The sequence below is a fragment of the Enterococcus sp. DIV1283b genome (genome assembly GCF_051710965.1).
In the GTDB taxonomy this organism is placed as follows: Bacteria; Bacillota; Bacilli; order Lactobacillales; family Enterococcaceae; genus Enterococcus_B; species Enterococcus_B lactis.
Window position 1 is genome coordinate 488,553 of record NZ_JBIOLR010000001.1, and the last position, 25,198, is coordinate 513,750.

General features: G+C 39.2%; 25 protein-coding genes. 17 read left to right on the forward strand and 8 right to left on the reverse strand.

The annotated features are described in order from the left end of the window. Positions 1 to 302 precede the first annotated feature (302 nt). The gene (locus tag IGJ53_RS02315; RefSeq protein ID WP_010731945.1) at positions 303 to 971 is read left to right on the forward strand and encodes a DUF421 domain-containing protein; all 669 of its coding nucleotides are present in this window, start codon (positions 303 to 305) and stop codon (positions 969 to 971) included. 121 nt (positions 972 to 1,092) lie between these two features. On the opposite strand, the gene IGJ53_RS02320 is transcribed toward IGJ53_RS02315, so the two are convergent. The 5 genes from IGJ53_RS02320 to IGJ53_RS02340 form a co-directional block, all read right to left on the reverse strand. Further along, complete coding sequence (locus IGJ53_RS02320; protein WP_010731946.1) at positions 1,093 to 1,479, reverse strand: hypothetical protein; 387 nt, start codon at positions 1,477 to 1,479, stop codon at positions 1,093 to 1,095. After that, positions 1,451 to 2,833: a Y-family DNA polymerase gene (locus tag IGJ53_RS02325; RefSeq protein ID WP_010731947.1), complete on the reverse strand. Its 1,383-nt coding sequence runs from the start codon at positions 2,831 to 2,833 to the stop codon at positions 1,451 to 1,453. Before IGJ53_RS02325 ends, IGJ53_RS02320 begins: the two co-directional genes overlap by 29 nt. Before the next feature lie 153 nt (positions 2,834 to 2,986). Continuing rightward, positions 2,987 to 4,174, reverse strand: a complete 1,188-nt coding sequence (locus tag IGJ53_RS02330; protein WP_002314506.1) for a galactokinase — start codon at positions 4,172 to 4,174, stop codon at positions 2,987 to 2,989. A gap of 6 nt (positions 4,175 to 4,180) precedes the next feature. Further along, positions 4,181 to 5,212 carry an aldose epimerase family protein gene (locus IGJ53_RS02335; RefSeq protein WP_259741754.1) on the reverse strand — a complete coding sequence of 344 codons (1,032 nt, stop codon included), beginning with the start codon at positions 5,210 to 5,212 and terminating at the stop codon, positions 4,181 to 4,183. Positions 5,213 to 5,227: 15 nt separating this feature from the next. Further along, positions 5,228 to 6,682: a glycoside-pentoside-hexuronide (GPH):cation symporter gene (locus IGJ53_RS02340; protein ID WP_002374893.1), complete on the reverse strand. Its 1,455-nt coding sequence runs from the start codon at positions 6,680 to 6,682 to the stop codon at positions 5,228 to 5,230. Positions 6,683 to 6,856: 174 nt separating this feature from the next. On the opposite strand from IGJ53_RS02340, the gene IGJ53_RS02345 reads away from it, so the two are divergent. From IGJ53_RS02345 to IGJ53_RS02360, 4 genes are all read left to right on the forward strand, one after another. Beyond that, complete coding sequence (locus IGJ53_RS02345) at positions 6,857 to 7,762, forward strand: AraC family transcriptional regulator (protein ID WP_010731949.1); 906 nt, start codon at positions 6,857 to 6,859, stop codon at positions 7,760 to 7,762. 91 nt (positions 7,763 to 7,853) lie between these two features. Beyond that, positions 7,854 to 8,531: an NAD(P)H-dependent oxidoreductase gene (locus IGJ53_RS02350; RefSeq protein ID WP_259741755.1), complete on the forward strand. Its 678-nt coding sequence runs from the start codon at positions 7,854 to 7,856 to the stop codon at positions 8,529 to 8,531. Then, positions 8,528 to 8,698, forward strand: a complete 171-nt coding sequence (locus IGJ53_RS02355) for a hypothetical protein (protein ID WP_002314510.1) — start codon at positions 8,528 to 8,530, stop codon at positions 8,696 to 8,698. Before IGJ53_RS02350 ends, IGJ53_RS02355 begins: the two co-directional genes overlap by 4 nt. Positions 8,699 to 8,811: 113 nt before the next feature. After that, positions 8,812 to 9,708, forward strand: coding sequence for a LysM peptidoglycan-binding domain-containing protein (locus IGJ53_RS02360; protein WP_086327905.1), 897 nt, complete (start codon positions 8,812 to 8,814; stop codon positions 9,706 to 9,708). A 50-nt stretch (positions 9,709 to 9,758) separates the two neighbouring features. Here the strand turns inward: IGJ53_RS02360 and IGJ53_RS02365 are convergent, their stop codons facing one another. Then, the gene (locus tag IGJ53_RS02365; RefSeq protein ID WP_002314512.1) at positions 9,759 to 11,129 is read right to left on the reverse strand and encodes an amino acid permease; all 1,371 of its coding nucleotides are present in this window, start codon (positions 11,127 to 11,129) and stop codon (positions 9,759 to 9,761) included. Between the two features lie 238 nt (positions 11,130 to 11,367). Here IGJ53_RS02365 and IGJ53_RS02370 point away from each other — a divergent pair, with 238 nt between their 5' ends. From IGJ53_RS02370 to IGJ53_RS02400, 7 genes are all read left to right on the forward strand, one after another. Continuing rightward, the gene (locus tag IGJ53_RS02370) at positions 11,368 to 12,114 is read left to right on the forward strand and encodes a metal ABC transporter ATP-binding protein (protein WP_025478537.1); all 747 of its coding nucleotides are present in this window, start codon (positions 11,368 to 11,370) and stop codon (positions 12,112 to 12,114) included. Next, positions 12,111 to 12,950: a metal ABC transporter permease gene (locus IGJ53_RS02375; RefSeq protein WP_002308137.1), complete on the forward strand. Its 840-nt coding sequence runs from the start codon at positions 12,111 to 12,113 to the stop codon at positions 12,948 to 12,950. The genes IGJ53_RS02370 and IGJ53_RS02375 overlap by 4 nt, the downstream gene beginning before the upstream one ends. Beyond that, positions 12,951 to 13,901 carry a metal ABC transporter substrate-binding protein gene (locus IGJ53_RS02380; RefSeq protein ID WP_259741756.1) on the forward strand — a complete coding sequence of 317 codons (951 nt, stop codon included), beginning with the start codon at positions 12,951 to 12,953 and terminating at the stop codon, positions 13,899 to 13,901. 139 nt (positions 13,902 to 14,040) lie between these two features. Beyond that, positions 14,041 to 14,796 carry a hypothetical protein gene (locus IGJ53_RS02385; protein WP_259741757.1) on the forward strand — a complete coding sequence of 252 codons (756 nt, stop codon included), beginning with the start codon at positions 14,041 to 14,043 and terminating at the stop codon, positions 14,794 to 14,796. Between the two features lie 18 nt (positions 14,797 to 14,814). Further along, positions 14,815 to 15,966 (forward strand): tRNA epoxyqueuosine(34) reductase QueG, encoded by a 1,152-nt coding sequence (gene queG / locus IGJ53_RS02390; protein ID WP_002374907.1) that lies wholly within the window; start codon positions 14,815 to 14,817, stop codon positions 15,964 to 15,966. A gap of 384 nt (positions 15,967 to 16,350) precedes the next feature. Next, positions 16,351 to 16,959 (forward strand): LysM peptidoglycan-binding domain-containing protein, encoded by a 609-nt coding sequence (locus IGJ53_RS02395; RefSeq protein ID WP_002314516.1) that lies wholly within the window; start codon positions 16,351 to 16,353, stop codon positions 16,957 to 16,959. A gap of 166 nt (positions 16,960 to 17,125) precedes the next feature. Next, entirely contained in the window at positions 17,126 to 18,763 is a 1,638-nt protein-coding gene (locus IGJ53_RS02400; RefSeq protein ID WP_259741758.1) for a phosphoenolpyruvate carboxykinase (ATP), read from the forward strand. Positions 18,764 to 18,834: 71 nt separating this feature from the next. On the opposite strand, the gene IGJ53_RS02405 is transcribed toward IGJ53_RS02400, so the two are convergent. Then, the gene (locus IGJ53_RS02405) at positions 18,835 to 19,947 is read right to left on the reverse strand and encodes an NAD(P)/FAD-dependent oxidoreductase (RefSeq protein ID WP_010731956.1); all 1,113 of its coding nucleotides are present in this window, start codon (positions 19,945 to 19,947) and stop codon (positions 18,835 to 18,837) included. A 74-nt stretch (positions 19,948 to 20,021) separates the two neighbouring features. Next, on the reverse strand, positions 20,022 to 21,395 hold the full coding sequence (locus tag IGJ53_RS02410) for an MFS transporter (RefSeq protein WP_010731957.1): 1,374 nt from the start codon (positions 21,393 to 21,395) through the stop codon (positions 20,022 to 20,024). 220 nt (positions 21,396 to 21,615) lie between these two features. On the opposite strand from IGJ53_RS02410, the gene IGJ53_RS02415 reads away from it, so the two are divergent. From IGJ53_RS02415 to IGJ53_RS02435, 5 genes are all read left to right on the forward strand, one after another. Further along, on the forward strand, positions 21,616 to 22,236 hold the full coding sequence (locus tag IGJ53_RS02415) for a GyrI-like domain-containing protein (protein WP_010731958.1): 621 nt from the start codon (positions 21,616 to 21,618) through the stop codon (positions 22,234 to 22,236). A 97-nt stretch (positions 22,237 to 22,333) separates the two neighbouring features. Beyond that, positions 22,334 to 22,789, forward strand: coding sequence for an arginine repressor (locus IGJ53_RS02420; RefSeq protein WP_002374917.1), 456 nt, complete (start codon positions 22,334 to 22,336; stop codon positions 22,787 to 22,789). 17 nt (positions 22,790 to 22,806) lie between these two features. Further along, a complete protein-coding gene (locus tag IGJ53_RS02425) occupies positions 22,807 to 24,309 on the forward strand; it encodes a phosphoglucomutase/phosphomannomutase (RefSeq protein ID WP_010731959.1) in 1,503 nt (500 codons plus the stop codon). A gap of 94 nt (positions 24,310 to 24,403) precedes the next feature. Next, positions 24,404 to 24,610: a hypothetical protein gene (locus IGJ53_RS02430; protein WP_002308156.1), complete on the forward strand. Its 207-nt coding sequence runs from the start codon at positions 24,404 to 24,406 to the stop codon at positions 24,608 to 24,610. 84 nt (positions 24,611 to 24,694) lie between these two features. Beyond that, positions 24,695 to 25,096: an organic hydroperoxide resistance protein gene (locus IGJ53_RS02435; protein ID WP_002286825.1), complete on the forward strand. Its 402-nt coding sequence runs from the start codon at positions 24,695 to 24,697 to the stop codon at positions 25,094 to 25,096. The last annotated feature ends 102 nt before the right edge of the window (positions 25,097 to 25,198 follow it).

Here is a 25,198-nt window from a genome sequence, read left to right on the forward strand (position 1 = left end):
TTGGACTTATTACCGCAGATGCAAGCTTTTGAACACCGTTTACCAAGAGGTTGTGAAATCAGTGTTTTGAACTGAGTATTAGAGAAAAAAACGGCAAAATAGTTCCTCATATTTTGCCGTTTTTTGAGCGAATATCGAGGGTCAGCTGATTGAACACCCTTTGTTCGGAATAAGGAACTGTGACACGACTCGTGTCACAGTCCTTTTTTTAGTGAAAGGATACATTTCTTCCTTGTATATTCCATGCGTGTTTGAGAGAAAGCATATATAATTTAATTAACAGATAGTTAGGGGGAGAAAGAATGGTTTTTTCAATCACAATGAAACTGGTATTCGGGTTGATCGGCTTGTTATTAGTGGTGCGTTTGCTTGGGAAGAAATCCATGTCGGAAATCACACCATTTGATTTAGTCTATACGCTTGTTTTAGGGGGGATCTTAGAAGAATCAACCTATGATGACAATGTCCATGTAGGTCATGTCCTATTTGCCATTGCGCTTTGGGCAGTAATGATTTATGGCATCGAACGTATCGTCCAAAAAAATGAAAAAGTCAATCGCTGGGTTAAAGGCGAGCCCTCTGTTTTAATCAAAGACGGCGTCATCAACATGACAGAGTTGGCAAATAACCATATCGAGATGGAGCAATTGCGAGCAATCTTAAGACAGCAGGAATGCTTTTCTCTTGAAAATGCCAAACATGTTATCCTAGAGAATGCCGGTCAAATGAGTGTATTGAAAAAATCAGATGATGACAAAGCTTTGTCGATCCTGCTAGTGGACGAAGGACAAATCCAGCATAAAGTACTTCAATCCAATCAAGTAGATGAATCGTGGCTTCTGGAGAATTTGAAGAAAGAAGGCTATGCAGACGTAAAACAGCTGATTTATGTCGAATGGTCAGAAGAAAAAGGGTTCTACGTACTAAACAAAGAAGACGTGATGCATGAATCTTACCGGATAGATGGATAGAGAGAGGTTGTGAAATCAGCTCTTTGACTTGATACTCAAAACTAAGCGACTTTTTCGCAACCTCCACTAAACGCTGTTCAATCAGCTAATAATAAGATCAAAACGCTGATTGAGCAGCCTCTCATGTCATAAACCATTTTTTTGTTTCTTTTAACTCAATATGCCGTACGTCTTCCCAAACTATCGGCTGATGGTCGATCATAAAATAATCTTCATAGGCTTCACCAATGAAATGACCTTCAACCTCATCTAAGAGTCTTCCAAATTCATCTGTTAAATTGAGCTGGATGATTACTGCTTTACGAGATAAAAAAGCTTCTGTCAGTATACTATCGATTTCTTGTAATGTCATTTGTTGTTTAGGGAGAGGTTGTTTGCGTGCTTCTTCTTCATTTTTTTTGATACCGTTGACTAGTTCTTCCATCGCAAAAGCGGTTCCCCATTTTAATCCAAATGGACGATCTCGATACTCGTTATAGTCAATGAATTTTTTTGCTGTTCGTCTCATCTTTTCCACCTTCTAATCCACTCATACCACCTGCATGCCCACCAACGAGAGAGCTACGTGCAATGGCGCGTCCTCCTTGCAAGAGACTATGCGCATGGATGATTGATTTAAAGCCGTATTTTTTTCTGATCGTATCGACTACAAAATCAACTTTCGCTTCATTTATCTGCTTCTCAGGATCTTCAAAAAGGTTAAGCTGTAAACCTGTCGCGTATACGAGGTTGGAACAGTTCACGCCTATACGTCGAATATCCTGACGGCGGTAATGCTGGTGGAAAATGGTCAATAAAGCATCTGCTAGATCTCTGCTAGCATTTGTCGCTTCGATTTTTATTTGCTGGTGAAAACCGGTCTTACCATTTGGATCAAGATAACCTAAGGAGTATCCTATCCATAAGCTGACTACTTGTGCTTTTGCTGCAGATCTTCTCAAGCGGGTGCCGACTTGATCAGCCATTTCTTTGATAACAATCTCGATTTCTTCTTGCCTCGTATAATCTCTATCTAGAATTTGACTATTTCCGATACTTTTTGATTTCGGTATATATTCTTGCCCTAAAAAACTTCGATCGATTCCCCAAGCATGGGCATAAAGCTGAGTACCGATGATCCCTAACGTGCTTTTCAAGTGATAATAATCCGCGTGAGCTAAATCATAAACCGAATGTATACCCATTTGTTTCAGTCGTTTTGCTGTTCGTTTGCCGATTCCCCAAAAGTCAGTGATATCTGAGATTGTCCATAACTTTTCTGGGACATCTTCATAACGCCATTCAGCAATCATTTGTTTTCCGTCTTTTGAGCCATTATCTAAGGCTAGTTTAGCAAGTAGTGGGTTATCGCCGATTCCTATAGTCGTGTAGATTCCGGTCTGTTCAAATACATCTTTATGGATCAGCTTAGCCATGTCGTACGCATTCGTTTTACCAAAGAGTGCCATGCTATTTGTTACATCAAGGAAGCTTTCATCAACGGAATAGACATGATGGTTCGCTTCATCTGCATATTTTTTATAGATAGTATTGATTTCTCTGTTTTTTTCCATATAATAGGCCATCCTTGGAGCAACAATATATAAATCACTTGGATAGGGAAAGGGTAAATCTCTGGCACGGCTGATATTGGTGATGCCGTATGCTTTTTTTGCTGCAGGACTGGAAGCCAAGATTAATCCGCTACCCCGTGTTTCTGTCGAATCAGACGGATAGGACATTACTACTAATTTAGTTGTAAGGGGATCAAGATCCATTTCCACGCACTCTACGGAGGCGTAAAAAGATTTGCAGTCAATACATAAAATATCTCGTGAAGGTTCTTTTTCATAAACAAATACTGGATTTTGATTCGCCCACATAACAATCACCTCTTCTATATAATTAGAACATACGTTCCCTTTTTATGTCAATAAAAAACAGCAATTTTCAAATGTGAGCCTTTTGCTCATGTTTGAAAATTGCTGAGAGGTTATTTGTACCTATTTATTTAGCTGTGTGCATTGATTTTTCTATCAAACATGAACGGCTTCTGGATCAATCTTTGTTGTCCCATTTCCAATGTGTGCAACATAAAATTCTGGAGCATAGCCGACAACTTTCATATATTCATCATAGACATTGTTTTTGAAGGCAGGTATATTTTCTTCTTTGACAAGAGCAATCGCACAGCCACCAAATCCAGCTCCTGTCATTCGTGCACCTAAGACACCTTCTTGTTTTTGAGCAGCGTCCACTAGTGTATCTAACTCGATCCCAGTCACTTCATAATCATAGCGAAGAGAGTGGTGAGAATCATTTAGCAGTTGTCCAAATGCTTCCAAGTTTCCAGCTTCTAATTCAGCTTTTGCTTTCAAAGTACGTTGATTTTCATAAACAGCATGACGAGCTCTGCGTATCAATGTATCATCACCGATTTGGTCAATAGTTGATTCAAATTCTTCTTCATCTAAGTCTCCTAAAGAAGAGATAGGCAAAGTTTTTTGCAGACGTGCCAAGGCTTCTTCGCATTCGCTGCGGCGTTCATTGTATTTTGAATCTGCCAATTCCCGACGTTTATTCGTATTCATGATGACGATTGCATAACCATCTAGTTTCACTGGGACCATTTCATATTTCAGCGTATTTGTATCTAACAAAATCGCATGATCTAGCTCACCGAAGCCGATGGCAAACTGATCCATGATACCTGAATTGACACCGATGAATTCATTTTCTACTTTTTTACCCGTTTGGACTAGTTCCAAACGATCCGTTTTTAAATCAAACAGATCTTCTAATACAACACCCACTAATAATTCTAATGAAGCACTACTGGAAAGTCCTGCACCGTTAGGAATTGTTCCTTCCACCAACAACTCAAATCCATGATCAATTGGGTGTCCAGCTTCTTTTAATTTAAGGACCATTCCTTTTACGTAGTTTGCCCAATTTGCTTTTTTATCATATTCTAGCTCGTCTAAAGTAAAACTGATGACACCGATATCATCAAAGTTTGTGGAATAAACTAATATTTTATTATCGTCTCTAGGTGCGGCGACACCTTGCGTTCCATAAGTGATAGAAGCAGGGAAGACATGACCGCCATTGTAATCTGTGTGTTCACCAATCAAATTGATGCGACCTGGCGAGAAGTATTGTGTAGTTTTTTTAGGGCCGAATGTTTCGGCAAATTTTGTGTTTAAGCTTCTTTTGATTTCCATGATGAGTTATTCCTCTCTTGTTTTGATTTTGAATTCTGTCACTGTTTCAAATGCTGTTCCGGCTTTTAAATGAATCGAACCAAATGCTGAGAAGCGCTCTGCCCCTGGAGCTGTTTGAGTCTCAAATGTGATGCCGCCGTGATGTGCCAGTTTTCGACCACGCATTTCTGGTGTTTCTGGACCGAAATTTGCAGTGAAAATAACCATACTAGAAGCATCTGTAGCGATATCTACTTGGATTTTTTTATCCGGACTAGTCAAGCGAGCAGCTTCTTTATCCAAGCCAGCTTCTTTTAAGAAAAATGGATGATCGATTCCGTCAACGAGTTCTTTTTGATCCAAATCACTAGCAAAAACGGACGCTAGTTTTTTAGGCGTTTGAAAATCGAAAGCATTCCCTGCAGTATTTTCTTTTACTCCTATAGGAATACTGTCTGCTCGTAAAGGAGCGTAAGCTTCACTATTGAGCCAAAGCTCATGTTGATCGATCGTTTGAGAAGCATCTCCCGTCAAGTTGAAGTAGACATGATTTGTCGGATTGAATAAAGTATCTTGATCGCTGATGCCGCGAGTGGTCACCCGCCAGATATTATCTTGTGTCAAAGTATAACGGACTTCCACATCCAATGTACCTGGAAAACCATGTTCTCCGTCGGGACTTGTAGTAGTAAAAATGACAGAAGCTTCATTTTCGCCATTCAAAATGACATAAGACCATTTTTTTAATTCAAATCCAGGAGAACCACCATGCAGATTATGCCCAGTTTTTGGATCTATAGCTAATTGGTAAGTTTTTCCATTGAGAGAAAAGCGGCCGTTTTCGATCCTCCCTGCGGTGCGACCGATAGACGCGCCGATATACGGGTCTTTTTCGATATATTCTTCAGCGGTGTCAAATCCCAAAACTAATTCTTGATCATTTGTTTTTAAACGAACGATCCTAGCACCTAAATCAGAGACAGAAAGTACTAGCTTGTTTTTATTCTCCAAGGTTATCAAATGATAACCTTGGCCGAAATCTTTTTCTGTAATCTTCATTTTCAAGATCCTTTCTTAATGTGAAGGAACTACTGCATCGTGAAGTTCATCTTCCATTGTATCAGCTGGAGCCAATTTGTTTTCTAATTCCTCAACGATTTGTGCATGTTTTTTCTCTGTCAATGTAATCTTCCAAGCAAAAATAATAGCGGAGAAAATCATCAAAGCAGCAGGAGCATAGAATGCATAAGCTTTGAAAGTCGTTACACCATGAGCAGTGATATCAGCAGCAGTAGCATTACCAGTCATCCCAGAAGCGATAGCGACAAAACCTACGATCCCGTTAGACAAAGCACCAGCGATTTTATCTAGTAAAGGACGAATAGAGAGAGTAACAGCTTCATTACGGATACCATTTTTCCATTGACCATATTCAACAGAGTCTGTGATTGTCATCAAAGCGGATAAGAAAATCAATTGTTGAGGGAAGTAGAACAATACTAACCCGATGATAACGATTGGCAAACTTGAACCTGCGATCGTAAAGAAAAAGTAGGAAGAAATCATCATTGTGATTCCGCCAAGGTAAACGTAGCGACGAGAGATGACGCGTGTAAGCATTGGGAATAGTGGAACAGCTACTAAACCAAGTAAGGCAGCAACTAGCCCAACGATCCAAAATTCAGTTGGTTGGCCAAGTACATATTTGAAGAAGTAGAACAATACAGCAGTCGTTGCTACATTAGCAATTGCATAAGCGATATAAGCAAGGGCAAGCCACATCAATTGATCATTTTGCGCAACTGCTTTGAACACATCTTTGATTCCGGCTTTTTCATTTTGTTGACGGATCGCAGTATCGACTTCTTTTGTTCCCAAGGCAGTGATAATCGCAGTACCGCCTGAAATAACAGCAGCAATCACACCGAACCAGAACCAACCTGAAGCGCCTTCAATATGTTTATGAGTAACAAGATAGGTAAAGAAAGTAACGATAGGGACAACGACTAGTGTAGTACCATTTGCACCTAGAGAAGAGCCGAAACGAGCAAACGTAGCAAATTTTTCACGTTCCTTTGTTTCCGTGCTCAAAGCAGGAATCATTGACCAAAAAGCGATATCCTTGAATGAATAAAAACTATCCAGCAAGATGAAAACGATTGCAAATAATATGATAAATAAAGTTGTATTATGAGTAGCTAAGCCAAAGAAATTGGTAAATATTGCTACCAAGAGTACAGAACTAACAATACCACCGATAACTAACCATGGTTTGAATTTACCATATTTTGTACGGGTATTATCAATAACGCCACCAATCAAAGGATCAAAAATAATTTCAACTAAGCGGATACCTACAACTAAGCTTGTAACTGTAGCAATCATTTTTGCATTCGTTGCCTTATCTGTTCCTGCAAACATCTGGCTTGTCACGAATACCATAAAATAAGTGCTTAATGTAACATAGAATGTGTCGTGTCCAAAAGCGCCTAAAGCGTAGGACACACGTTGGATCATTTTGCTTTTCATAATCTGTATTCCTCTCCTGTTCAATATATAATACTAAGTAAACCGGTTACAACGAATAACAAAGATCTTTTAATGACTTAAACTTAACAAGAAATCGCTTCCTTTTTAATATATTTCTGTGACTTTTATTTAACTTTTTGTTGCATTATACTAAAGAAGTAAGGAGGGGAAGAAATGGAGCAATCGATTTTTTTAAAAAAGGAACATCAACAAGTAGAAAAAGAATTGTATTTTGATTTTTGCGGCTTCTCTAAAACGATGCCGTTTCATTCTTTTGGTCCTGCTATTCGCAATGATTACATCTTACACGTCGTGATGGAAGGCAAAGGATCTTATCATGTGAAAAATCAACAGTTTCAATTGAAAAAAGGAGATTTATTCTTGATTCGTCCAGGAGACTCGACATTTTACTTATCAGATGGAGAAGATCCATGGATGTATTGTTGGCTTTCTTTCGGTGGACATGCGGCAGAAGAAATCATCCGGCAGTCGCTTTTCAGAGAAGACCAGTACACGATGGTCTCTTCCGATATACAAAAATATATCGACATTATTTTAGAATGCATGAAAGATACGGAAGAAACTTTGGAAAATGAATTACAGTTAACAGCACTAACCTACCGTTTTTTATCAGTCCTTTTAAAAGACGGCGGAAAGATCAGCGGTGGCGTACAAAAAGTTCATTCCTCTTTAGCTGTTGAGACAGTCAAATATATCGAGGCACATTATGCGGAAAATTTATCTGTTGAGGAAATCGCTCAGCATTTAGCTGTCAACCGGAGTCACTTGTCACGAGTATTCAAAAATCATATGGGTACTAGTATCAAGGAATATTTGATCGGGGTACGGATCAATCGAGGGGCGTTTCTTCTTTCCCTGACGGATGAATCCGTGGAAAGCATTGCCTATCAAGTAGGGTTCAATAGTCTAGTCGTATTTAGCCGAATGTTCAAAAAGAGTACCGGAGAAACGGCTACGAACTATCGTAAACGGATGAAAAACGAAAATTTCAAGAATATTGCTTTGGATACTTTGAAAAAACAGTTGGAAAAACAAATTGCAGTCTCTTGGACGACCTAATTTGCTTGGACAAAAGGACAAGCGTCGGCAAAAGAAACTTGTGGCGGTTATGCTACACTGTAAAATGAAGACTAAAAAAGGAGGAGAAGGGATGCGTACACTTATCATCATCAGCCATCCAACGATGGAGGAATCTCTGAATCAGCAATTTTTCAAAGAAGCTTCTTCCGGTTTATCCGTTACTTGGCATCATTTAGAATCAAGTTATCCAGATGGAAAGATAGATGTAAAGGCTGAGCTACAGCTCCTGGCACAGCATGATCGAATCATTTTCCAGTTTCCATTTTACTGGTATAGTTCCCCTGCTCATTTAAAAATTTGGCAAGATAATGTTTTGGAACAAGCAGCACATGTATTAGAAGGAAAAGAATTAGGGATCGTATTGACAACAGGTGTGGCGGAAAAGGAATATCAAGCTGGAGGGAAAGAAGAATATACGATCTCCGAATTTTTGAGACCATATCAGCGAATCGCAAACAAATTCCATATGACCTATCTTCCGCCATTCGTTTTAGCACAATTTATGTATTTATCCCAAGAAAAACGTTGGGAGAAGCTAATTGCTTATCAGCAGTATCTCTCATTGGAAGGGAAGCCATCGCTTACTCAACGGATTGACTGGTTTATTCAAAGAGTACAGGAAAATCAGAAAATGCAGGAAGAAGATTCGGAAAAACAAACATATATCATAGAAGCACTGACTGACGCAAAAGAGCAGATCGAAGACTTGTCCTTTATACTGCAAGAAATGAAAGGAACTTCATTATGACAAATGAATGGTTGATCCAACAATTAGATGAATTAAGTGAAAAATCAGAATATCAAGACCGTGCACTCTTATATGAGATAAAGAAACTGATGGCTGAGATAGATGAACGAACAACACAGTTGCAAGGAGAAATCGACGGACAATCTTGGAATCATCTCAACTGGTGAAATTTTCTTATAAATAACAAGGATAAAAATGTGCACAATGACAATTATTTGCTACAATAAGAATATGAAGCGTTTGATAACGCTGTTATACATAAAAATTGGTGGTGAAAAAAATGTATGATGAAAATGAGTGGGGAGAAAATGTTCGGATGACCCGAAGAAGACAGCAAAAACAGGCAGCACGTAAGCGGATGATCATGATTGGGGCAGCAGTTGCCGTTTTTTTGATCATAGCAGGAGGAGTAGCAGGGCTGTATTTTCACGGGAAAAATTCGTCAGATGCGAAAAGCACGACTGTAACGGAAACAACGACAAAGAAAACAGATGCGAAACAAACAAGTGAGGCATCGACTGAAACAAAAGAAACACAAACTTCTGAAGAAAAAACAGCAGATGATTTGCCAGAGCAACTCCAAGCAATCGTCAATGATTATTCGAAAAAGATGGAAGAAAAGACACCTGTGTTGATTGAAGAATACCAAACAGAAATCCAGGGAAATCAAGAGGGCATAGCTGGTTTATCCGCAGTTGCTAACCAAAAAGCACGTGAGCTCCAAGCAATCTCCGACGAAGGAATCGGAAAATTACGTGCAGCGTATCAGTCAGCAGATAATAAAGATGGTGTAGCCTTAGATACCTTGATCAATCAGCTATCGGCTAACTATACGAATCATGTCGCTAAGATTTCCGACATATATTTGCAGACGAGCGCTTCTGTTCAAGCAGAGTCAACAAGCACACAAGAAACAGCATCTTCTGAGTCTGAGACGATAGAATCAACAGAAGCTTCTGGAATGCAAGCTCGAACAACGCAAGACACAACAGAAAACACTGAAACGACTACTAGCAGTACGACGTCACAGGCTGCGACAACTGTTGTTTTGGAAGGAGAAGGTCCAAATCAAATAGCTGAGCGAACTGGCGTACCAGTAGAAACGATTTTGTCACTGAATGGGATGAGTATGGACGATTATTTCCTGACTCCCGGTGAGACACTAAAATTGAATTGATAAAAGCAATAAAAAGAACGAAGACTTCCTTGATGGAAGCTTCGTTCTTTTTATTTGGCGGTTCTTTTTTCACGTATAAAGTAATGGATCGTCATGTAAAGCAAGAAAACGAGACCAATGATCAAAGAAATCCTTGTTTCAGGATTGATAAACATGAAAATCAACACGATAGCTAAAAAAGCAAGTGTCGCATAATTCGTGTAGGGAGACAGCGGCATTTTAAAAGGATGATCATGCATTTTATCTGCGTGAGTCTTTTTGAAGCGAATCTCACTGATCAAAATCACCACCCAAGGAACCATACCAGGTAAAATACTTGAGCTGTATACGAAGACAAAAATATTTTCTGACTGGTTGATGAACATTGGCAGAAGATAATTTAAGATCAAACCAATCAAGATTCCGCCTGAGATGGCTACGACAGGGTAAAAAGGCGCACCATGACGAGATAATTTCAGAAACTTTTTAGACATCTTTCCATTCATCGCAAGTGTATAGACCATACGGCTTGCACTGAAAATACCTGAATTGCAACCTGATAATGCCGCTGTAATCACGACAAAATTGATCAACCCTGCAGCAAATGTAATGCCGATTTTAGAAAAAGTTTGGACAAAAGGCGAGCCAATCTCACTCAATTGATTCCACGGATAAATACTCACAATGATAAAAATGGCACCAATATAAAAAATCAAGATTCGACCGATAGTGGATTGAACAGCTTCAATGATCGTCTTTTTAGGATTCTCTGCTTCGCCAGCAGTCATTCCGATCAGTTCGATCCCTTGATAGGAAGCAACGACGATCGATAATGCAAAGAAAAAGCCCTTGACACCGCCAGTGAAGAATCCACCGTTTTTCCAAAGATTTGAAATTCCTACCGCCTGGCCATGATTACCAAATCCAAATAAAATCACCCCAAGACCTGCAATGATCATCAAAATGATTGTTATGACTTTGATGATCGAAAACCAAAATTCTAATTCGCCAAACGCCTTGACAGAAATAAGATTTGCCAACATAAGAAATAAGACGACAATGATGCCTGGAATAATTGCTGGCAGATTGGGCCACCAATAATTCATATAAGATCCTACAGCGATTACTTCACTTATCCCTACGACAATATATTGAAAAATATTACTCCAAGCGGTCAAGTAGCCAGCCACAGGATGGATGTACTCGCTCGCGTAATTTGCAAAAGAACCAGTCGAAGGATCGACGTAAAGCATTTCGCCTAAAGCACGCATAATCAAATACAAAAAGAATCCTGCAATCGCATAAGCTCCCATCACTGAGGGCCCTGTCCAGCGTATGGTTGAGGAGGCACCCATAAACAGACCGACACCGATCGTTCCACCTAGTGCGATCATTTGGATATGACGGGCACTAAGACTTCGAGTTAACTTTTCTTCTTCCATACAAAAACTCCTTTCGTTGTTGAGTCAACAGGAAAAATAATTAAACGTTTCAATAGATAGTTGTATTATTTTTAGGTTAGCCTTATTGAACTCTTGATGTGATTCTACAGAAAATTTTCATAAAATGCGAGGAAAATTCGAAAAAAACTTTTTCATCTTTCTACTTGTAAATGCTTTCCTTTTTAGTTAAACTATATTTAAATAAAAAGTTAGGGAAACCTAAAAAGGAGTGTAGGATTTGGAACGAACGGCCATTGCAATTCAAGACCTTTCAGCCGCTTATCAAGGGAAAACTGTTTTGAAAACCATCAATTTAACAATAAAGCCACAAAAAATCACTGGTATCATCGGACCAAATGGCGCAGGAAAATCAACATTCATGAAAGCATTGCTAGAGTTGATACCAGCTTCTACTGGTAAAGTCGCTTTTTCCGGACAGCCAGTAAAATCAGTCCGTAAAAAAATAGCCTATGTGGAGCAGCGAAGCGAATTGGATCTTTCTTTTCCAATCGATGTGTTAGGCGTTGTACTTTTAGGGACGTATCCATCTTTACGAATCGGACAGCGGCCCGGGAAAAAAGAAAAAGAACGAGCAAGACAAGCATTAAAAAAAGTAGGGATGGAAGACTATGCCAAAAGACAGATCAGCGAACTATCGGGTGGTCAGCTTCAGAGAGTTTTTATTGCACGAGCTCTAGCTCAAGGCGCAGAGTGGATCTTTTTAGATGAACCATTCGTAGGAATCGATGCATTGAGTGAACGAAAAATCTTTGACATCTTGCAAGAATTGAAGAATTCAGGAAAAACGATTCTGATCGTCCATCATGATCTTCATAAAGTAGAAGAATATTTCGATGAAGTTGTTCTTTTAAATAAACAGCTGATCGCTTCTGGTCCAGTACAAGAAGTCTTTACATCAAAGAATCTTCAACTGGCCTATGGTGAGATCATCGGACATTTAGTAAAAGGAGGAGAGAAAAAATGATCCAATCTTTTATTGATGGATTGATGAATTATCAATTTCTACAATATGCTTTGGTCACTTCCATGCTTGTAGGACTTGCTTCTGGAGTCATCGGTTCCTTTATTATTTTACGTGGGATGTCTTTGATGGGAGATGCTATCTCTCACGCTGTTCTTCCAGGTGTAGCCATTTCTTATATGTTTGGTTTTAGTTACATTTTTGGAGCCACTGCTTTTGGGATGTTGACAGCAGCGGTGATTGGTTTCGTGACACAGCGGAGCCGATTGAAAAATGATACAGCAATCGGGATTGTCTTTAGTTCGTTTTTTGCATTAGGGATCATCTTGATTTCATATGCTCAAAGTGCGACAGACCTGTATCATATTTTATTTGGGAATGTCTTAGCTGTTAGGGAGAGCGATCTGCTGCTGACAGCACTAGTCAGCGGAATCGTCTTGATATTTGTTTTTTTCTTTTATAAAGAATTGAAGATCACATCATTCGATCCAACAATGGCAAAAGCTTATGGGCTGAATACGTCGCTGATCCATTATCTTTTGATGTTCTTTTTGACATTAGTCGCTGTAGTTAGTTTGCAGACGGTAGGAACGATCTTGGTGATTGCCATGTTGATCACACCAGCTGCCACAGCTTACTTGTTGACGAACCATTTATTAAAAATGATTATCACGGCTGCAGGGATCGGTATGTTCAGTGCCGTTGTCGGCGTATTTTTCAGTTATAGTTACAATTGGCCATCAGGAGCCACGATTGTTTTAGCATGTACCGCATTTTTTATCCTTGCTTTTTTATTCTCACCAACAAAAGGAATTTTATTTCAGAAAGGAAGCAGATAGATGAAAACAAAGAAATCACTCTTTTTGATCCTGGCAATTAGTTTATTAGCGTTAGTTGGTTGCGGAAAGCAAACTTCAGATCAAGCAGACGAAGTAAGTAAAGAAAAGCTGTCAGTCGTAGCAACCAATTCGATTTTGGCGGATATGGCAAAAGAGGTTGGAACAGATAAAATAGATATCCACAGTATCGTACCAGTCGGAACAGATCCGCATGAATATGAAGTACTACCAGAAGACATCAAAAAGGCAAGCGACGCAGCTGTCATTTTATACAACGGATTGAATCTTGAAACAGGTAACAGCTGGTTCAATAACTTGATGGAAACAGCTAAGAAAGAAGAAGGAAAAGATTATTTTGCAGTTAGCAAAAATGTAGAACCTCTTTATTTAACTAGCGGTGAAGAAAATACAAAAGCGGATCCTCATGCTTGGCTAGACCTGTCTAACGGAATAAAATATGTGCAGGAAATCGCACGTATATTCTCTGAAAAAGATGCAGAAAATGCGACACATTATAAGAAAAATGCAGAAACATATGTGGAAAAACTAAAAGAATTAGATACACAAGCGAAGGAAAGTTTTGCTTCTATCGAAGAGAACAAAAAATTATTAGTAACAAGTGAAGGAGCATTCAAATATTTTTCAAGGGCTTATGATTTGCCAGCAGCATATATATGGGAAATCAATACAGAAAGCCAAGGCACGCCTGACCAAATGAAAGCAATTATTGATCAGGTAAGAGCAAAAGAAGTGCCAGTTTTATTCGTGGAAACCAGTGTAGATCCAAGAAGTATGGAGCGAGTAGCAAAAGAAACGGGTTTGGAGATTTATGATAAATTGTTCACTGATTCTATAGCCAAAGAAGGAGAACAAGGAGATTCTTACTATCAGATGATGAAATGGAACATCGAAACAATCCATGAAGGTTTATCCCAAACAAAAGAGAGCTGAAAAACGCAAGGTCTGGCTTAAGGAGCGGACCTTGCGTTTTTTTACAAGAAACCGGAAAAAATTATGATGTTTTTCGGCGTACAGATACCCTTTTTGAGAAAATTCCGTTATAGTTAGAGTAAGGAAGGAAGGTGTGGCTATGAATTTTACACGTAAAGATAAATATACGATTAAAGAAGAAGTATTTCGATTGATCAGCCAGCAAGAAAATACCGACAAGGATCAAGACCTTCAATTTCTTGAAGCAGAATTAGCTAAATTATTCATAGCAAATCAAAACGAGACAACAGAACCAGATGAAGAGCAGCTGTACATAGGCAAATGGTTGTTTGATGAATTTCAGCCTTTAGATGAAAATACCGGTATCGGTTATTTTGTGTTCCTTTCTCCAGTCGGCTTCACACCTGGCGTATTAGTTAAACAAAACGACGAAATAACCGTCAAAGCATGGCCTGCTTTGTTTTCAGTAATCAAAGCAGAAGGAGTAATCAAAAAGATCCAGTCGGCCTATTATAAAAGTCAATTTATTGCCAACAGCAAATTAATGAATATGTTTTATAACCGTCTAGTAGAAATTGCCAGACCCGGAAAGATCCCACAAACATTCACGTATACGCAGCAAAAAAATCTCTATGAAGAAGTACTGTATTCCCGCGATCTGTCTGAGTTTTCACCATGGGAAGAGTTAAGGCTCCATGAATTGTTAAGTACAAAACCAGTTTCTTTGAATTTTTTCAACGCATTGGATAACAAAAGAAAATTGATTTCGACAAATTATTGGGAAGTATTTGCTGCAAGAAAAAAATGGATGGAAGAAAAGAAGATTGCTGATCAGCAGATCCAGTTTGTCCAACTGAAAAAAGAAAAACTATATTATGGATTATACAGCCGTTAACAGCAAGCGAGGAAGACCATGACATTAAAAGAAGAAATCATACTAGAAAGCAAACGATTAGGAATTGACAAGATCGGGTTTACGACGGCGGAGCCTTTTGATTCATTAAAAGAATCGTTGGAAGAGCAAAAAGCAGCCGGCCACACTTCTGGTTTCGAACACCCAAATATCGATGAGCGTCTTTATCCAGAAATGACATTTGATCAGCCAAAATCAATCATTTCCATTGCTCTTGCGTATCCTACTAGGATCCATGAAGAAGTACCTAGGGATGAAAAACGTGGGCAATTTGCTCGTGCCTCATGGGGAATCGACTATCATGATATACTGAGAGACCGATTGAATCGATTGATCGAATTCATCCAAACAAGAGCAGAAAAATGGCAAAAAGAAGAGGAATGGCGTCTAGCTCCGCAAGTAGACACTGGGGAACTGATCGATGTCGCTGTAGCACAGCGAGCTGGATTAGGATTTATCGGCCGAAATGGATTGTTGATCACCGAAGAGTTCGGTTCATTTGTCTATCTTGGTGAGATCGTCACTAATATCGTATTTGAGCCGGATAAACCAGGAGAGTTTGGTTGCGGTGACTGTATGCGCTGTGTGACTGCTTGTCCGACGAAAGCATTGCTTGGTGATGGCAGAATGAATGCACAGCGATGTTTATCTTATCAAACGCAGACAAAAGGGATGATGCCCGAAGAATATCGGAAAAAAATGCGAAATGTCATTTATGGATGCGATATCTGCCAGTTAGTCTGCCCTTACAATCAAGGAAAAGATTTTCATTTTCATGAAGAGATGGAACCAAAAGTAGATGAAGTATATCCAAAATTAAAGCCGATGCTGTCGATGTCGAATAAAGACTTCAAGCAGCAATTTGGGCATTTAGCCGGTTCGTGGCGTGGAAAAAAACCTTTGCAGAGAAACGCATTGATCGCTTTAGCTAATCTAGGAGATCGAACGGCATTGCCTGAGATTTCAGAATGTTTAACGGATGTCCGCCCTGTCATCAGAGGAACAGCAGCTTGGGCTATTGGACGTCTCGGAACAAAAGAGCCAGAAAAATGGCTTGATGTATTAGATGAAACGTTAGCTAAAGAATCGGAAGAAGTCGTCATAAATGAACTAGAACATGCACAAAAATTGTTGCGGAGAAAGTTAAAATAAAAAAATAGCAAGCATTATTCATTGTTTTTGTCCAGTAATTGTTGTAACAATTACTGGATTTTTTTTATTTTTTACACTTTTTTAATAAATTATGAGAGATACAAATAAAAAAATTCTAGTTTTTTTACAAGAAATGAGGAGAAATGTTACAAAAACATGTGTTTTTCATGGAATATAAAAAAACATGAAAAATCGTTTCCTTTGTTGATTTCATTAGGTTCTACGACTTTAGTCTGATTTTTTATTTGCTCCAAATGTTACAAATATTAAATAATCCGTCATTTTGTCATTAAATGTCATGATTCTTTTACCTATGAAATATTTCTAAATGATAAAGTTAATAGCGTCGAAAGAATAAAAAACGGAGAAAAAAAGGAGTTTAATATGAATTCATTTAAGAAAATTGTTTTAGGTACAACTTTTGCTGCTGGTGCTACTGCAATGTTTGTAGGAACTACAAATGCTCACGCTGATGAAGTTTACACAGTAAAATCAGGTGATTCATTATCTAAGATTTCACAAAAATTTGCAGGAGACAACTCAATGATCGATGCAATTGCTGAAAAGAATTCAATTGCAGACATCAACCGCATTTATGTTGGTGAACAATTAACAATCCCAACTTCAAATGATTCTTCAGCAACAACAGAAAGCAACACAACAGAAAATACAGCATCTACAACTGAAACAGCAACGCAAGAACATACATACGTTGCACCTGTTGAAACAGTTGAAGTAGCTCCTGCTGCCCCAGCTGCTGCAACGGCGCCAACTTCAAGCTCTGCAAAAGAATGGATCGCACAAAAAGAATCAGGCGGTTCATACACAGCTACTAACGGACGTTACATTGGCCGTTACCAATTAGATGCTTCATACTTAAACGGCGACTATTCAGCTGCCAATCAAGAACGTGTAGCAGAACAATACGTAACATCTCGTTATGGTTCATGGGATGCTGCTAAAACATTCTGGTTAGCAAACGGTTGGTACTAAGCCGATAAAAGAAAAATGATGAAACCGAGAGTCTTGTTTATTCAAGTTCTCGGTTTTTTTTATGAAAAATAAATGATTTGTTTTCCCCTGCACAGCAGTACAAATAAAAACTCGGATAATGTATAATAAAGAAAACGCTTTTTTGTTTAGGGGATGAGGAGGAGCCATGAGTACAAAAGAGAGTCTCGAATTAGAGAAAATCACAAGTGAAAATCCACTGTTATCCAGTATTCGATCCATTGTTGAAACGGCATTCTACGGTAATAATGTTCAAGAAGTTTTTGACAGGAAGACAGCTTATCAACTAGCAAAAGGGAGTCCAGGAACGATCATCACAGATATAACAGTCTCACATGCTGAAGAACTAGATTTACCAGCTGATGCTAGGACACTAGTATTCAATGATGGAAGTATTGTAGGAAGAACAGCAAGTGCTCGGCGTATCTTTGAGGACTTGGACAAGGAGCAAAGTAAATACGAGAAGATTTTGAGAGAAGCCGTGTATCAAAGTCGAAAGCGACAATTTTATCATACAAAAGTAATCGTTGGTCTATCTGAAGAATTTTCTGTACAAAGTCATTTGTTGATTCCAGAAGGATTTGAGAACAATTTGTATTCTTATATACTGAATTTTCAGCCAGCGAATGCGAAGACCTTGGCTACTTATCAAAAATCTGCGTCCTTTGACGAGGGGGATCTTTATATCTTTTGTGATCCCGGATGGACGCATGAAGCCTTTCCCAATGGACTCGTTTTATTTGATTCTCTCCATAATACAGCTGCTGTGCTAGGATTACGTTACTTTGGGGAATTAAAAAAAGCGACTTTGACGCTTGCTTGGGCATTGGGGAATCGCAATGGTTTTATTGCCTGCCATGGCGGGATGAAACAATATACTAGTAATGATCAGACTTATACGATGGCTGTATTTGGGTTGTCCGGTTCTGGAAAATCAACGATCACCTTAGCAAAACATTCGGAAGGGCACTCTGTTACGATCCTACATGACGATGCTTTTGTTATTTCTAGAAAAAATGGTTTTTCTACTGCCTTGGAACCTTCTTACTTTGATAAAACACAAGACTATCCGTCTGATGATCCGGCCATTTCTTCTTTCCTTACTTGTCAGAATGTGGGCGTGACATGTACAAGTAAAGGAGAAAAAGTCCTAGTGACAGGAGATATACGAAACGGAAATGGGCGGACAGTCAAATCACGTTATGCGACACCAGACCGAGCCGATCATCTTAGCGAAAAGATCGATGCTGTTTTTTGGATCATGAAAGATGATTCACTTCCGCCAATTATCAAGATCAATGACCCGGTTTTAGCAGCGTCTTTTGGTGCAACATTAGCAACAAAACGATCAGACGCGGAAAATATCACTACAAAAAGACAGCTAGATGAGCTAGTCATTGAACCATTTGCTAATCCTTTCCGTGTCTATCCTCTTAGGGAAGACTATCAAGCTTTTCGAGAGTTGTTTTTGAAACAGCAAACAGCCTGCTATGTCCTGAATACTGGATATTTCGATGATAAAAAAATCAAACCTGAAACGACATTGTCAATCGTTGAAAGAATCGTGCAACAAACGGCAGAATTCAAGTCGTTTGGTCCATTTGAAGACATCCAGTATTTACCTATACCTGATTTTCCTGTTTCTTTTGAGGATAAGTCCTATAAAAATCTGGTGAAACAACGACTTGATAGTCGTTTACGATTCATTGAAGCTCAGATAGGAAAAGATCTCTTGCCAGAGGAAGCAAAAGAAAGTTTGGAGAATTTGATTCAGAAATTGAACTAAAATAACAGCTTTTTCAAGAAGTAATCCATGCGCTATATCGCTCGGGATCCTTACTTGAAAAAGCTGTTTTTCTATAATGGATTTTTCGTAATATAGGTGGAGATGTCCTTTTGATAATCTTCCGTAGGCCAATGACCAGTATTTAAGAAGTTGGCTAATAGATAGCCGATATAAGGGCCTGTCGTCAAACCAGAAGAGCCTAGACCGCTAGCAGCCAGTAAACTTGGGTCATCTGGCAATACGCCGAAAAATGGGGAAAAATCTGACGTATAAGCACGGGTACCTACACGGAACTCGTATGGCCAGTTTTTTATCTGATTTGGATCGGCCAAGAACTGTTCTGTACTCTTAGTCAATCCCTTATAAGCTTCGCTAGTAGGAGCCAAATCCCAGCCTTGATCGTTCTCATGGGTAGCACCTAAAAGGATCTTTCCATCCATGAAAGGAATGAAATCAGCTTCTCCGTCAAGCATAGCAACAGGCCAGTCTTGACTCATCTTATAAGATGTCTGAAATGCTAAGAGCTGCCCTTTTTGCGGACGTATATCTGCAGAATAGCCTAATTTTTTCAATAGAGGCTTAAGTGCAGGACCAGGTGTCAAGATTACGCGGTCAGCTGTGTATTCTCCAAATGATCCCTTGATGAGCCAAGAATCGTTCTTCTTGTGCAAGGTGACTTTTGCCTGGATCTGCTCGATTTGTTTTTGTACTAAACGCTGACCGAGATGTTCTAAATATGCTTTTCCATCCAGACGACCACCACCACTGATACGCAGTGAAACTGCTGGCTTCAATAACGGAAGAGCTTGGGACGTCTGTTCAGGTGAAAGCCATTCGATGTTTCCAATTTCTGGCGCTTCTTCTTTTCGTTTCTCCGCAAGAACAGCTAATTCAGCTAAATCTTGTTCAGGCCGCAGCAAAAGTGTCCCTGATTGTGCATAAATCGTTTGATCAAGTTGGAAATCTTTTATAAGTTTAGGGAAAAAAGCAGCGCCGTCTTTAGCCAGACGATACCATTGTTTGTTTCTGCGTTTTGACAACCAGGGGGAGATGATCCCAGCGCTTGCTTTAGTTGCCTGTCCTGTCCCTTCATCAAACAAAGCAACATCGAATGTTGATGTATCCAAGTAATTGGCTAGGGTCATACCAATGATCCCACCACCGATAATGGCAATTTTTTCCATAAAAAAGCCTCCTTTTACAAACAACCATTTTCACACAAAAAAACGGCAGATGCAACACCTGCCGTATATGGAAACTACGCTTTTTTAGCAAAAAACAGAGAATAGACGAATCGAGCAAAGCTGATAAGAAGTAACAGCAATAAGACGCCCAATGCCGCTTTTGATCCTAGTGTAGTAGACACTTCGTAATTATGGGAAGTATGATGCTGAACATAATTGATAATAACCGCTACTAATGAAGTAGCCACAGCACCAGAAAACTGTTGCAAGGTATTGAACATTGCATTCCCGTCTCCTTGCAGTTCTTCATTCAGCGCATTCATTCCAGTCGTCATCATATTGCTGTAAGACAATCCGATACCGACCATATAAAAAACATGACAGGCAATCAATACACCCAATGAAGCGTGTCCGATAAATAGGAATAATGCTAGCCAACCAATCAAAGAAAGGATCAATCCAGCAAAAATTGGCTTCTTCGGACCATATTGATCCAACATTTTACCAGAAAAAGGAGAAAGCAACGCACCAACCGCTGCACCGGGAAGCATGGCTAATCCAGCGACAAAAGGACTGCTTCCTTGAACGATCTGAAGGAAATTCGGTAAGACAAAAGACACACCAAGTAATAAAAACTGATAAACCAAGAAGCCAAACAAAAACAAACGGAATGTTTTATTTGAAAGAATGGACAGCCGAATCAGCGGATGTTCCACTTTTTTACTTCGATAGTAAAATAGGAACCAGCCAATCCCGCCGATGATCAAAGCAATCCAACTAGAAAGTGTTCCCAACGTACTCAAAAATGTCAGACTTCCACTAAACAAAAGACAGATTCCTAAAACGCTCCACCAATCCAAATAACTATTTTTTTGTACTGCCATCTCGGGAATAGCAAACCAGCCGATAATCAAAGAAAGGATCAAAATGGGCACAAGAAACAGGAAAATATGATTCCATGTAAAATGTGAAGTCATAATGCCTCCGTAAGTGGGTCCAATCGCTGGAGCAATGGCCGTTGTCAAAGTACCGACACCCATCATCGCGCCTCGTCGATTGAGGGGGGCAAATGTCAAGATAATATGGAACATCAACGGAAGAGCGATACCTGTCGCTGCCCCCTGGAGCAATCGACCAAACAATAGGACCATGAAGGTAGGAGAGAAGAAATCGATCATTATACCTGCCAAGAAAAGCAGATTTGAAGCTAAAAAGAGTTTTTTGAGACTAAAATTGCGATTCAAATAAGTAGACAGCGGAACAATGATCGAAATCATCAAAAGATAAATCGTTGTTACCCATTGGACTTGTGCGGTCGTTAAATCAAACTGTCTGATAAGAGTGGGGAAAGTTACATTCATGGCCGTCTCGATCAATACGCCCGCAAAAGACATCATCCCTGTTGCAATTACTGCAGGTACTAAAAGCAGCTGTTTTTGTTTTGTCATTTACATCACCTCTAAAAAATTTCGTAAAAAAAGAGAGTGATTTCTATTATAAAAATAGAAACCGCCTCTCTCTCGACACGCCGAAACGTGTTATCTGTACGATTTATTTACTTAACTTATTCTAGCACAAACTGAAAAATAGTGTCAACACGATTAGCCAAGTCACTCAAAAAGAGGTATGATAATAAATAACTAAATGGAATTTCGCGGAGGAAGAAAAATGGAAAAAATCGAATGGCGTAAAGACAAGAGCTATAGTATGAAAAAAAGCCCGCAAATACTAGAGGTTCCTAAAAAACCATTCTTTAGCATCAGAGGGATCGGCGATCCGAATCAGGAAGACTTTAAACGAAGAGTAGCCTGTCTATATGCAGTCAGCTATGCAATACGCATGGCGCCTAAAAAAAATTGGCTGATTCCTGATTATCAGCTGTATACTGTCTATCCATTGGAAGGACAATGGGGACTACAAGAAAAGTATTTGCATGAACCAGTGATGAAAAAAGAACATTTTTCTTATCAATTGATGATCCGACAGCCTGACTTTGTTACAGAAGCGATAGCACAAGAAGCCATTCAGCGTTCTTTGAGCAAACTTCCGGAAGACTTGAGAGAACAAGTAGCATTCGGAAAGATGGAAGAAGGTCTTTGTGCCCAAATCTTACACATCGGTTCCTATGATGAAGAACCAGAATCCTTTGAGAAATTAGAAGCATTCATTGCAGAAGAAGGCTATCAAAGAACTTCTAAAGAACATAAAGAAATCTATATCAGCGATCCACGAAAATCTGCACCTGAAAAAATGAAGACGATTTTGCGTGTCAAAATAGAAAAAAGATAGCAACCTGAATAAAGCCAAAAAATAAAAGTAAAAAATACCAAAATAAGAAGAAATATTACTTGTCTTTTGCTATAATCAATATTGAGAGGTGTCTAATATGAAAAAGAAACAGCGACAAGCATTGATCCGCCAAATGATTACAGAACAACCGATTGGGACACAGGAAGAGCTGCTTACACGGTTGCATGAAGCAGGTGCCGATGTGACTCAAGCTACGATTTCTCGAGACATCAGAGAAATGAAGTTAGTAAAAAGCCAAAATGAAAATAAAATAGTACGCTATACATTATTTAACCAACCATCTGTTTCTTTAAATGAAGAACGTTTGCGTACGGCAATTAGGCGTGAGGTTTTACGTATACAGTCTGTTCAATTCATGGTTATCGTATTGACTGAACGAAATGGCGCTGATGTGGTAACGAATTGGTTAGACGAAGTTGCTTATCCCGAAGTTGTTGGAACGATGGCAGGTGTAGATACATTCATTATTATTTGCCGCTCAGAAGAAGAAGCACAGCGATTTGCGGAAAAATTAGAAAAAATGAGGGAATAACTGAGGAGGACTTTTATATGGAAAATATGAAAGCGCTACAAAATGGATCGGATATTCGAGGGATTGCATTACCAGTTGAAGGTCATGAAGTCAATTTGACGACAGACAGGGTAGAAAAGATCGGCTGGGGACTAGCAAACTGGCTAAAGAAAAAGAAGAAGTCAACTAACCCAACTAGAAAATGGACGATTGGGATTGGTCATGACAGCAGGATCAGCGGACCAGCACTAAAAGAGGCGTTGATCCAAAGTCTGAAAGAACAAGGGATACATGTCATTGATTTCGAATTAGCTACTACGCCAGCTATGTTTATGTCCACTCAATTTGAACAATTCTCATGCGACGCTGCGGTCATGCTGACTGCTAGCCATCTTCCCTATTATTACAACGGAATAAAATTTTTCACCTCAGAAGGTGGGGCAGAAAAAGAAGATATTGCTTATATCCTGTCACAACAGCAAAAAGTAAAAAGTGAACAAGCGGGAAGTGTGGAAAAAGCAGACCTTTTGACACCTTATGCGCAAGACCTAGTCACAAAAATCAAAAAAGGGATGGGAACACAAGATGACAAACCACTAAAAGGGTGGAAAATCATCGTGGATGCTGGAAATGGTGCTGGAGGATTCTTTGCTGAAAAAGTATTGAATAGCTTAGGCGCTGATACAACAGGATCTCAATTTTTGGAACCAGATGGTCGATTTCCTAATCACATCCCCAATCCTGATAACAAAGAAGCGATGGAAAGTATCAAGCAGGCTGTTTTAGCAAATGAAGCAGATCTTGGGATCATTTTTGATACAGATGTGGATCGTTCAGCTGTGGTCAGTGCTTCTGGAACAGTCATCAATCGAAATAATTTGATCGCAGTATTAAGTACGATCGTATTAAAAGAGCATCCAGAAACAAGGATCGTAACGAATTCTCCTACTTCTTCTCATCTACAAAAATTCATTGAAGAAAAAGGAGGCACCCAAATTCGTTATATTTCCGGTTATCGAAATGTGATCAATAAAGCATTAGAACTTAATCGTCTTGGGAAAGATACACAGTTAGCCATCGAAACAAGCGGCCACGCTGCATTCAAGGAAAATTATTTTCTGGATGATGGAGCATACGTCATCGCAAAGATCCTGATGCTTTTGCCAGAATTAAAAAGAAAAGGTATCACATTGGATGAACAAATCAAAGAGTTGAAACAGCCTGTAGAAGTACAAGAAATCCGACTAAAATTGTTCAGCGATGAACCAAGCGAACAAGGAAACAAGATATTAGAAGAAATGCAGCGACTGTTGGAAGAAGAAAAAGGGATGAACTTCGACCCGGCAAATGAAGAAGGTATTCGGTATAATCTGCAAGAACCTTATGGAAGCGGTTGGTTTTTGATTCGTTTAAGCTTACATGAGCCGTTGTTAGTATTGCAGGTAGAAAATGACGAGAGCGGAAAGAACCAGCTAGTATTAGAAAAACTAGCAAAGTTATTCGGGCATTTTTCTGATATTGAATCATTATCAGCAGAATAAACCAAACTTCTTGAAAGGTAGTTGCTTGGACAACAAAAAAAGTGGTAAGGTTAAACCGAGTGCTGGTAGGGTGTCCAGCAAAAGGAGGAAAAAAATGGTAACGAATATGGTTATTTTTTTAACAGTATTGGTCTATGGGGTCAACTTTCTGGTATATATGTATCTTAAAATCAATCATATAAAAGATTATTTAGAAAAGATTGCTATTTATTTTGGAACGAATATGACTCTGTTATTCACGAGTGGCATCTTTTTGTTTTTTGGAAAAATAGTAGAAGACGGTATTCTGGTATTTGAATAAGCAGAATTTTTGTAGAAAGCGCCTTACCTGTCATACACTATAACTATAGCAAGTAGCAAATGGTCAATCGAAAGGAGCAGTACAATGAAAAAAGCATACGAAACAGCAATGATCAACCATGGCGGGCGCAATGGAGAGGTCGAGGCACCCAATGGCTCGATGCATATGAAAATCACTCCTCCGGGAATCCATGCAGAAGGAACAAATCCGGAACAATTATTTGCAGCAGGATATGCTTCTTGTTTCAATGGGGCGGTACAACATATGATCAAAGAAGCAGGAATGACCGCAGAGTCCACAGTAAAAGCACGTGTCTCTCTTTATAATTTAGATGATGGCGGCTATCAGATCGGTGTAGTATTAGAAGTGCATATCGATGGCATCAGCGAAGAAGAAGCTCAAAAAATTGCAGAAGATGCGCATGAATTCTGCCCTTACTCCAAAGCAACTAGAGGAAATATCGATGTAGAAGTAACGATTGTTTAGAAGAATAAAGGAAATCGAACCAGACTAAAAACGTGAAAGGACCGCTTTTTGTCTGGTTTTTTTGACAAATAAAGCAGATGATTTGGAAAATAGACGATTATC

Coding starts and splice junctions, on each gene's coding strand:
- IGJ53_RS02395 (WP_002314516.1), top strand. CDS start 16,351: ATGAATTCATTTAAGAAAATTGTTTTAGGTACAACTTTTGCTGCTGGT.
- queG (WP_002374907.1), top strand. CDS start 14,815: ATGACATTAAAAGAAGAAATCATACTAGAAAGCAAACGATTAGGAATT.
- IGJ53_RS02360 (WP_086327905.1), top strand. CDS start 8,812: ATGTATGATGAAAATGAGTGGGGAGAAAATGTTCGGATGACCCGAAGA.
- IGJ53_RS02425 (WP_010731959.1), top strand. CDS start 22,807: ATGGAAAATATGAAAGCGCTACAAAATGGATCGGATATTCGAGGGATT.
- IGJ53_RS02380 (WP_259741756.1), top strand. CDS start 12,951: ATGAAAACAAAGAAATCACTCTTTTTGATCCTGGCAATTAGTTTATTA.
- IGJ53_RS02415 (WP_010731958.1), top strand. CDS start 21,616: ATGGAAAAAATCGAATGGCGTAAAGACAAGAGCTATAGTATGAAAAAA.
- IGJ53_RS02345 (WP_010731949.1), top strand. CDS start 6,857: ATGGAGCAATCGATTTTTTTAAAAAAGGAACATCAACAAGTAGAAAAA.
- IGJ53_RS02410 (WP_010731957.1), bottom strand. CDS start 21,395: ATGACAAAACAAAAACAGCTGCTTTTAGTACCTGCAGTAATTGCAACA.
- IGJ53_RS02325 (WP_010731947.1), bottom strand. CDS start 2,833: ATGTGGGCGAATCAAAATCCAGTATTTGTTTATGAAAAAGAACCTTCA.
- IGJ53_RS02335 (WP_259741754.1), bottom strand. CDS start 5,212: ATGAAGATTACAGAAAAAGATTTCGGCCAAGGTTATCATTTGATAACC.
- IGJ53_RS02430 (WP_002308156.1), top strand. CDS start 24,404: ATGGTAACGAATATGGTTATTTTTTTAACAGTATTGGTCTATGGGGTC.
- IGJ53_RS02355 (WP_002314510.1), top strand. CDS start 8,528: ATGACAAATGAATGGTTGATCCAACAATTAGATGAATTAAGTGAAAAA.
- IGJ53_RS02330 (WP_002314506.1), bottom strand. CDS start 4,174: ATGGAAATCAAAAGAAGCTTAAACACAAAATTTGCCGAAACATTCGGC.
- IGJ53_RS02315 (WP_010731945.1), top strand. CDS start 303: ATGGTTTTTTCAATCACAATGAAACTGGTATTCGGGTTGATCGGCTTG.
- IGJ53_RS02420 (WP_002374917.1), top strand. CDS start 22,334: ATGAAAAAGAAACAGCGACAAGCATTGATCCGCCAAATGATTACAGAA.
- IGJ53_RS02340 (WP_002374893.1), bottom strand. CDS start 6,682: ATGAAAAGCAAAATGATCCAACGTGTGTCCTACGCTTTAGGCGCTTTT.
- IGJ53_RS02405 (WP_010731956.1), bottom strand. CDS start 19,947: ATGGAAAAAATTGCCATTATCGGTGGTGGGATCATTGGTATGACCCTA.
- IGJ53_RS02385 (WP_259741757.1), top strand. CDS start 14,041: ATGAATTTTACACGTAAAGATAAATATACGATTAAAGAAGAAGTATTT.
- IGJ53_RS02365 (WP_002314512.1), bottom strand. CDS start 11,129: ATGGAAGAAGAAAAGTTAACTCGAAGTCTTAGTGCCCGTCATATCCAA.
- IGJ53_RS02350 (WP_259741755.1), top strand. CDS start 7,854: ATGCGTACACTTATCATCATCAGCCATCCAACGATGGAGGAATCTCTG.
- IGJ53_RS02375 (WP_002308137.1), top strand. CDS start 12,111: ATGATCCAATCTTTTATTGATGGATTGATGAATTATCAATTTCTACAA.
- IGJ53_RS02320 (WP_010731946.1), bottom strand. CDS start 1,479: ATGAGACGAACAGCAAAAAAATTCATTGACTATAACGAGTATCGAGAT.
- IGJ53_RS02435 (WP_002286825.1), top strand. CDS start 24,695: ATGAAAAAAGCATACGAAACAGCAATGATCAACCATGGCGGGCGCAAT.
- IGJ53_RS02400 (WP_259741758.1), top strand. CDS start 17,126: ATGAGTACAAAAGAGAGTCTCGAATTAGAGAAAATCACAAGTGAAAAT.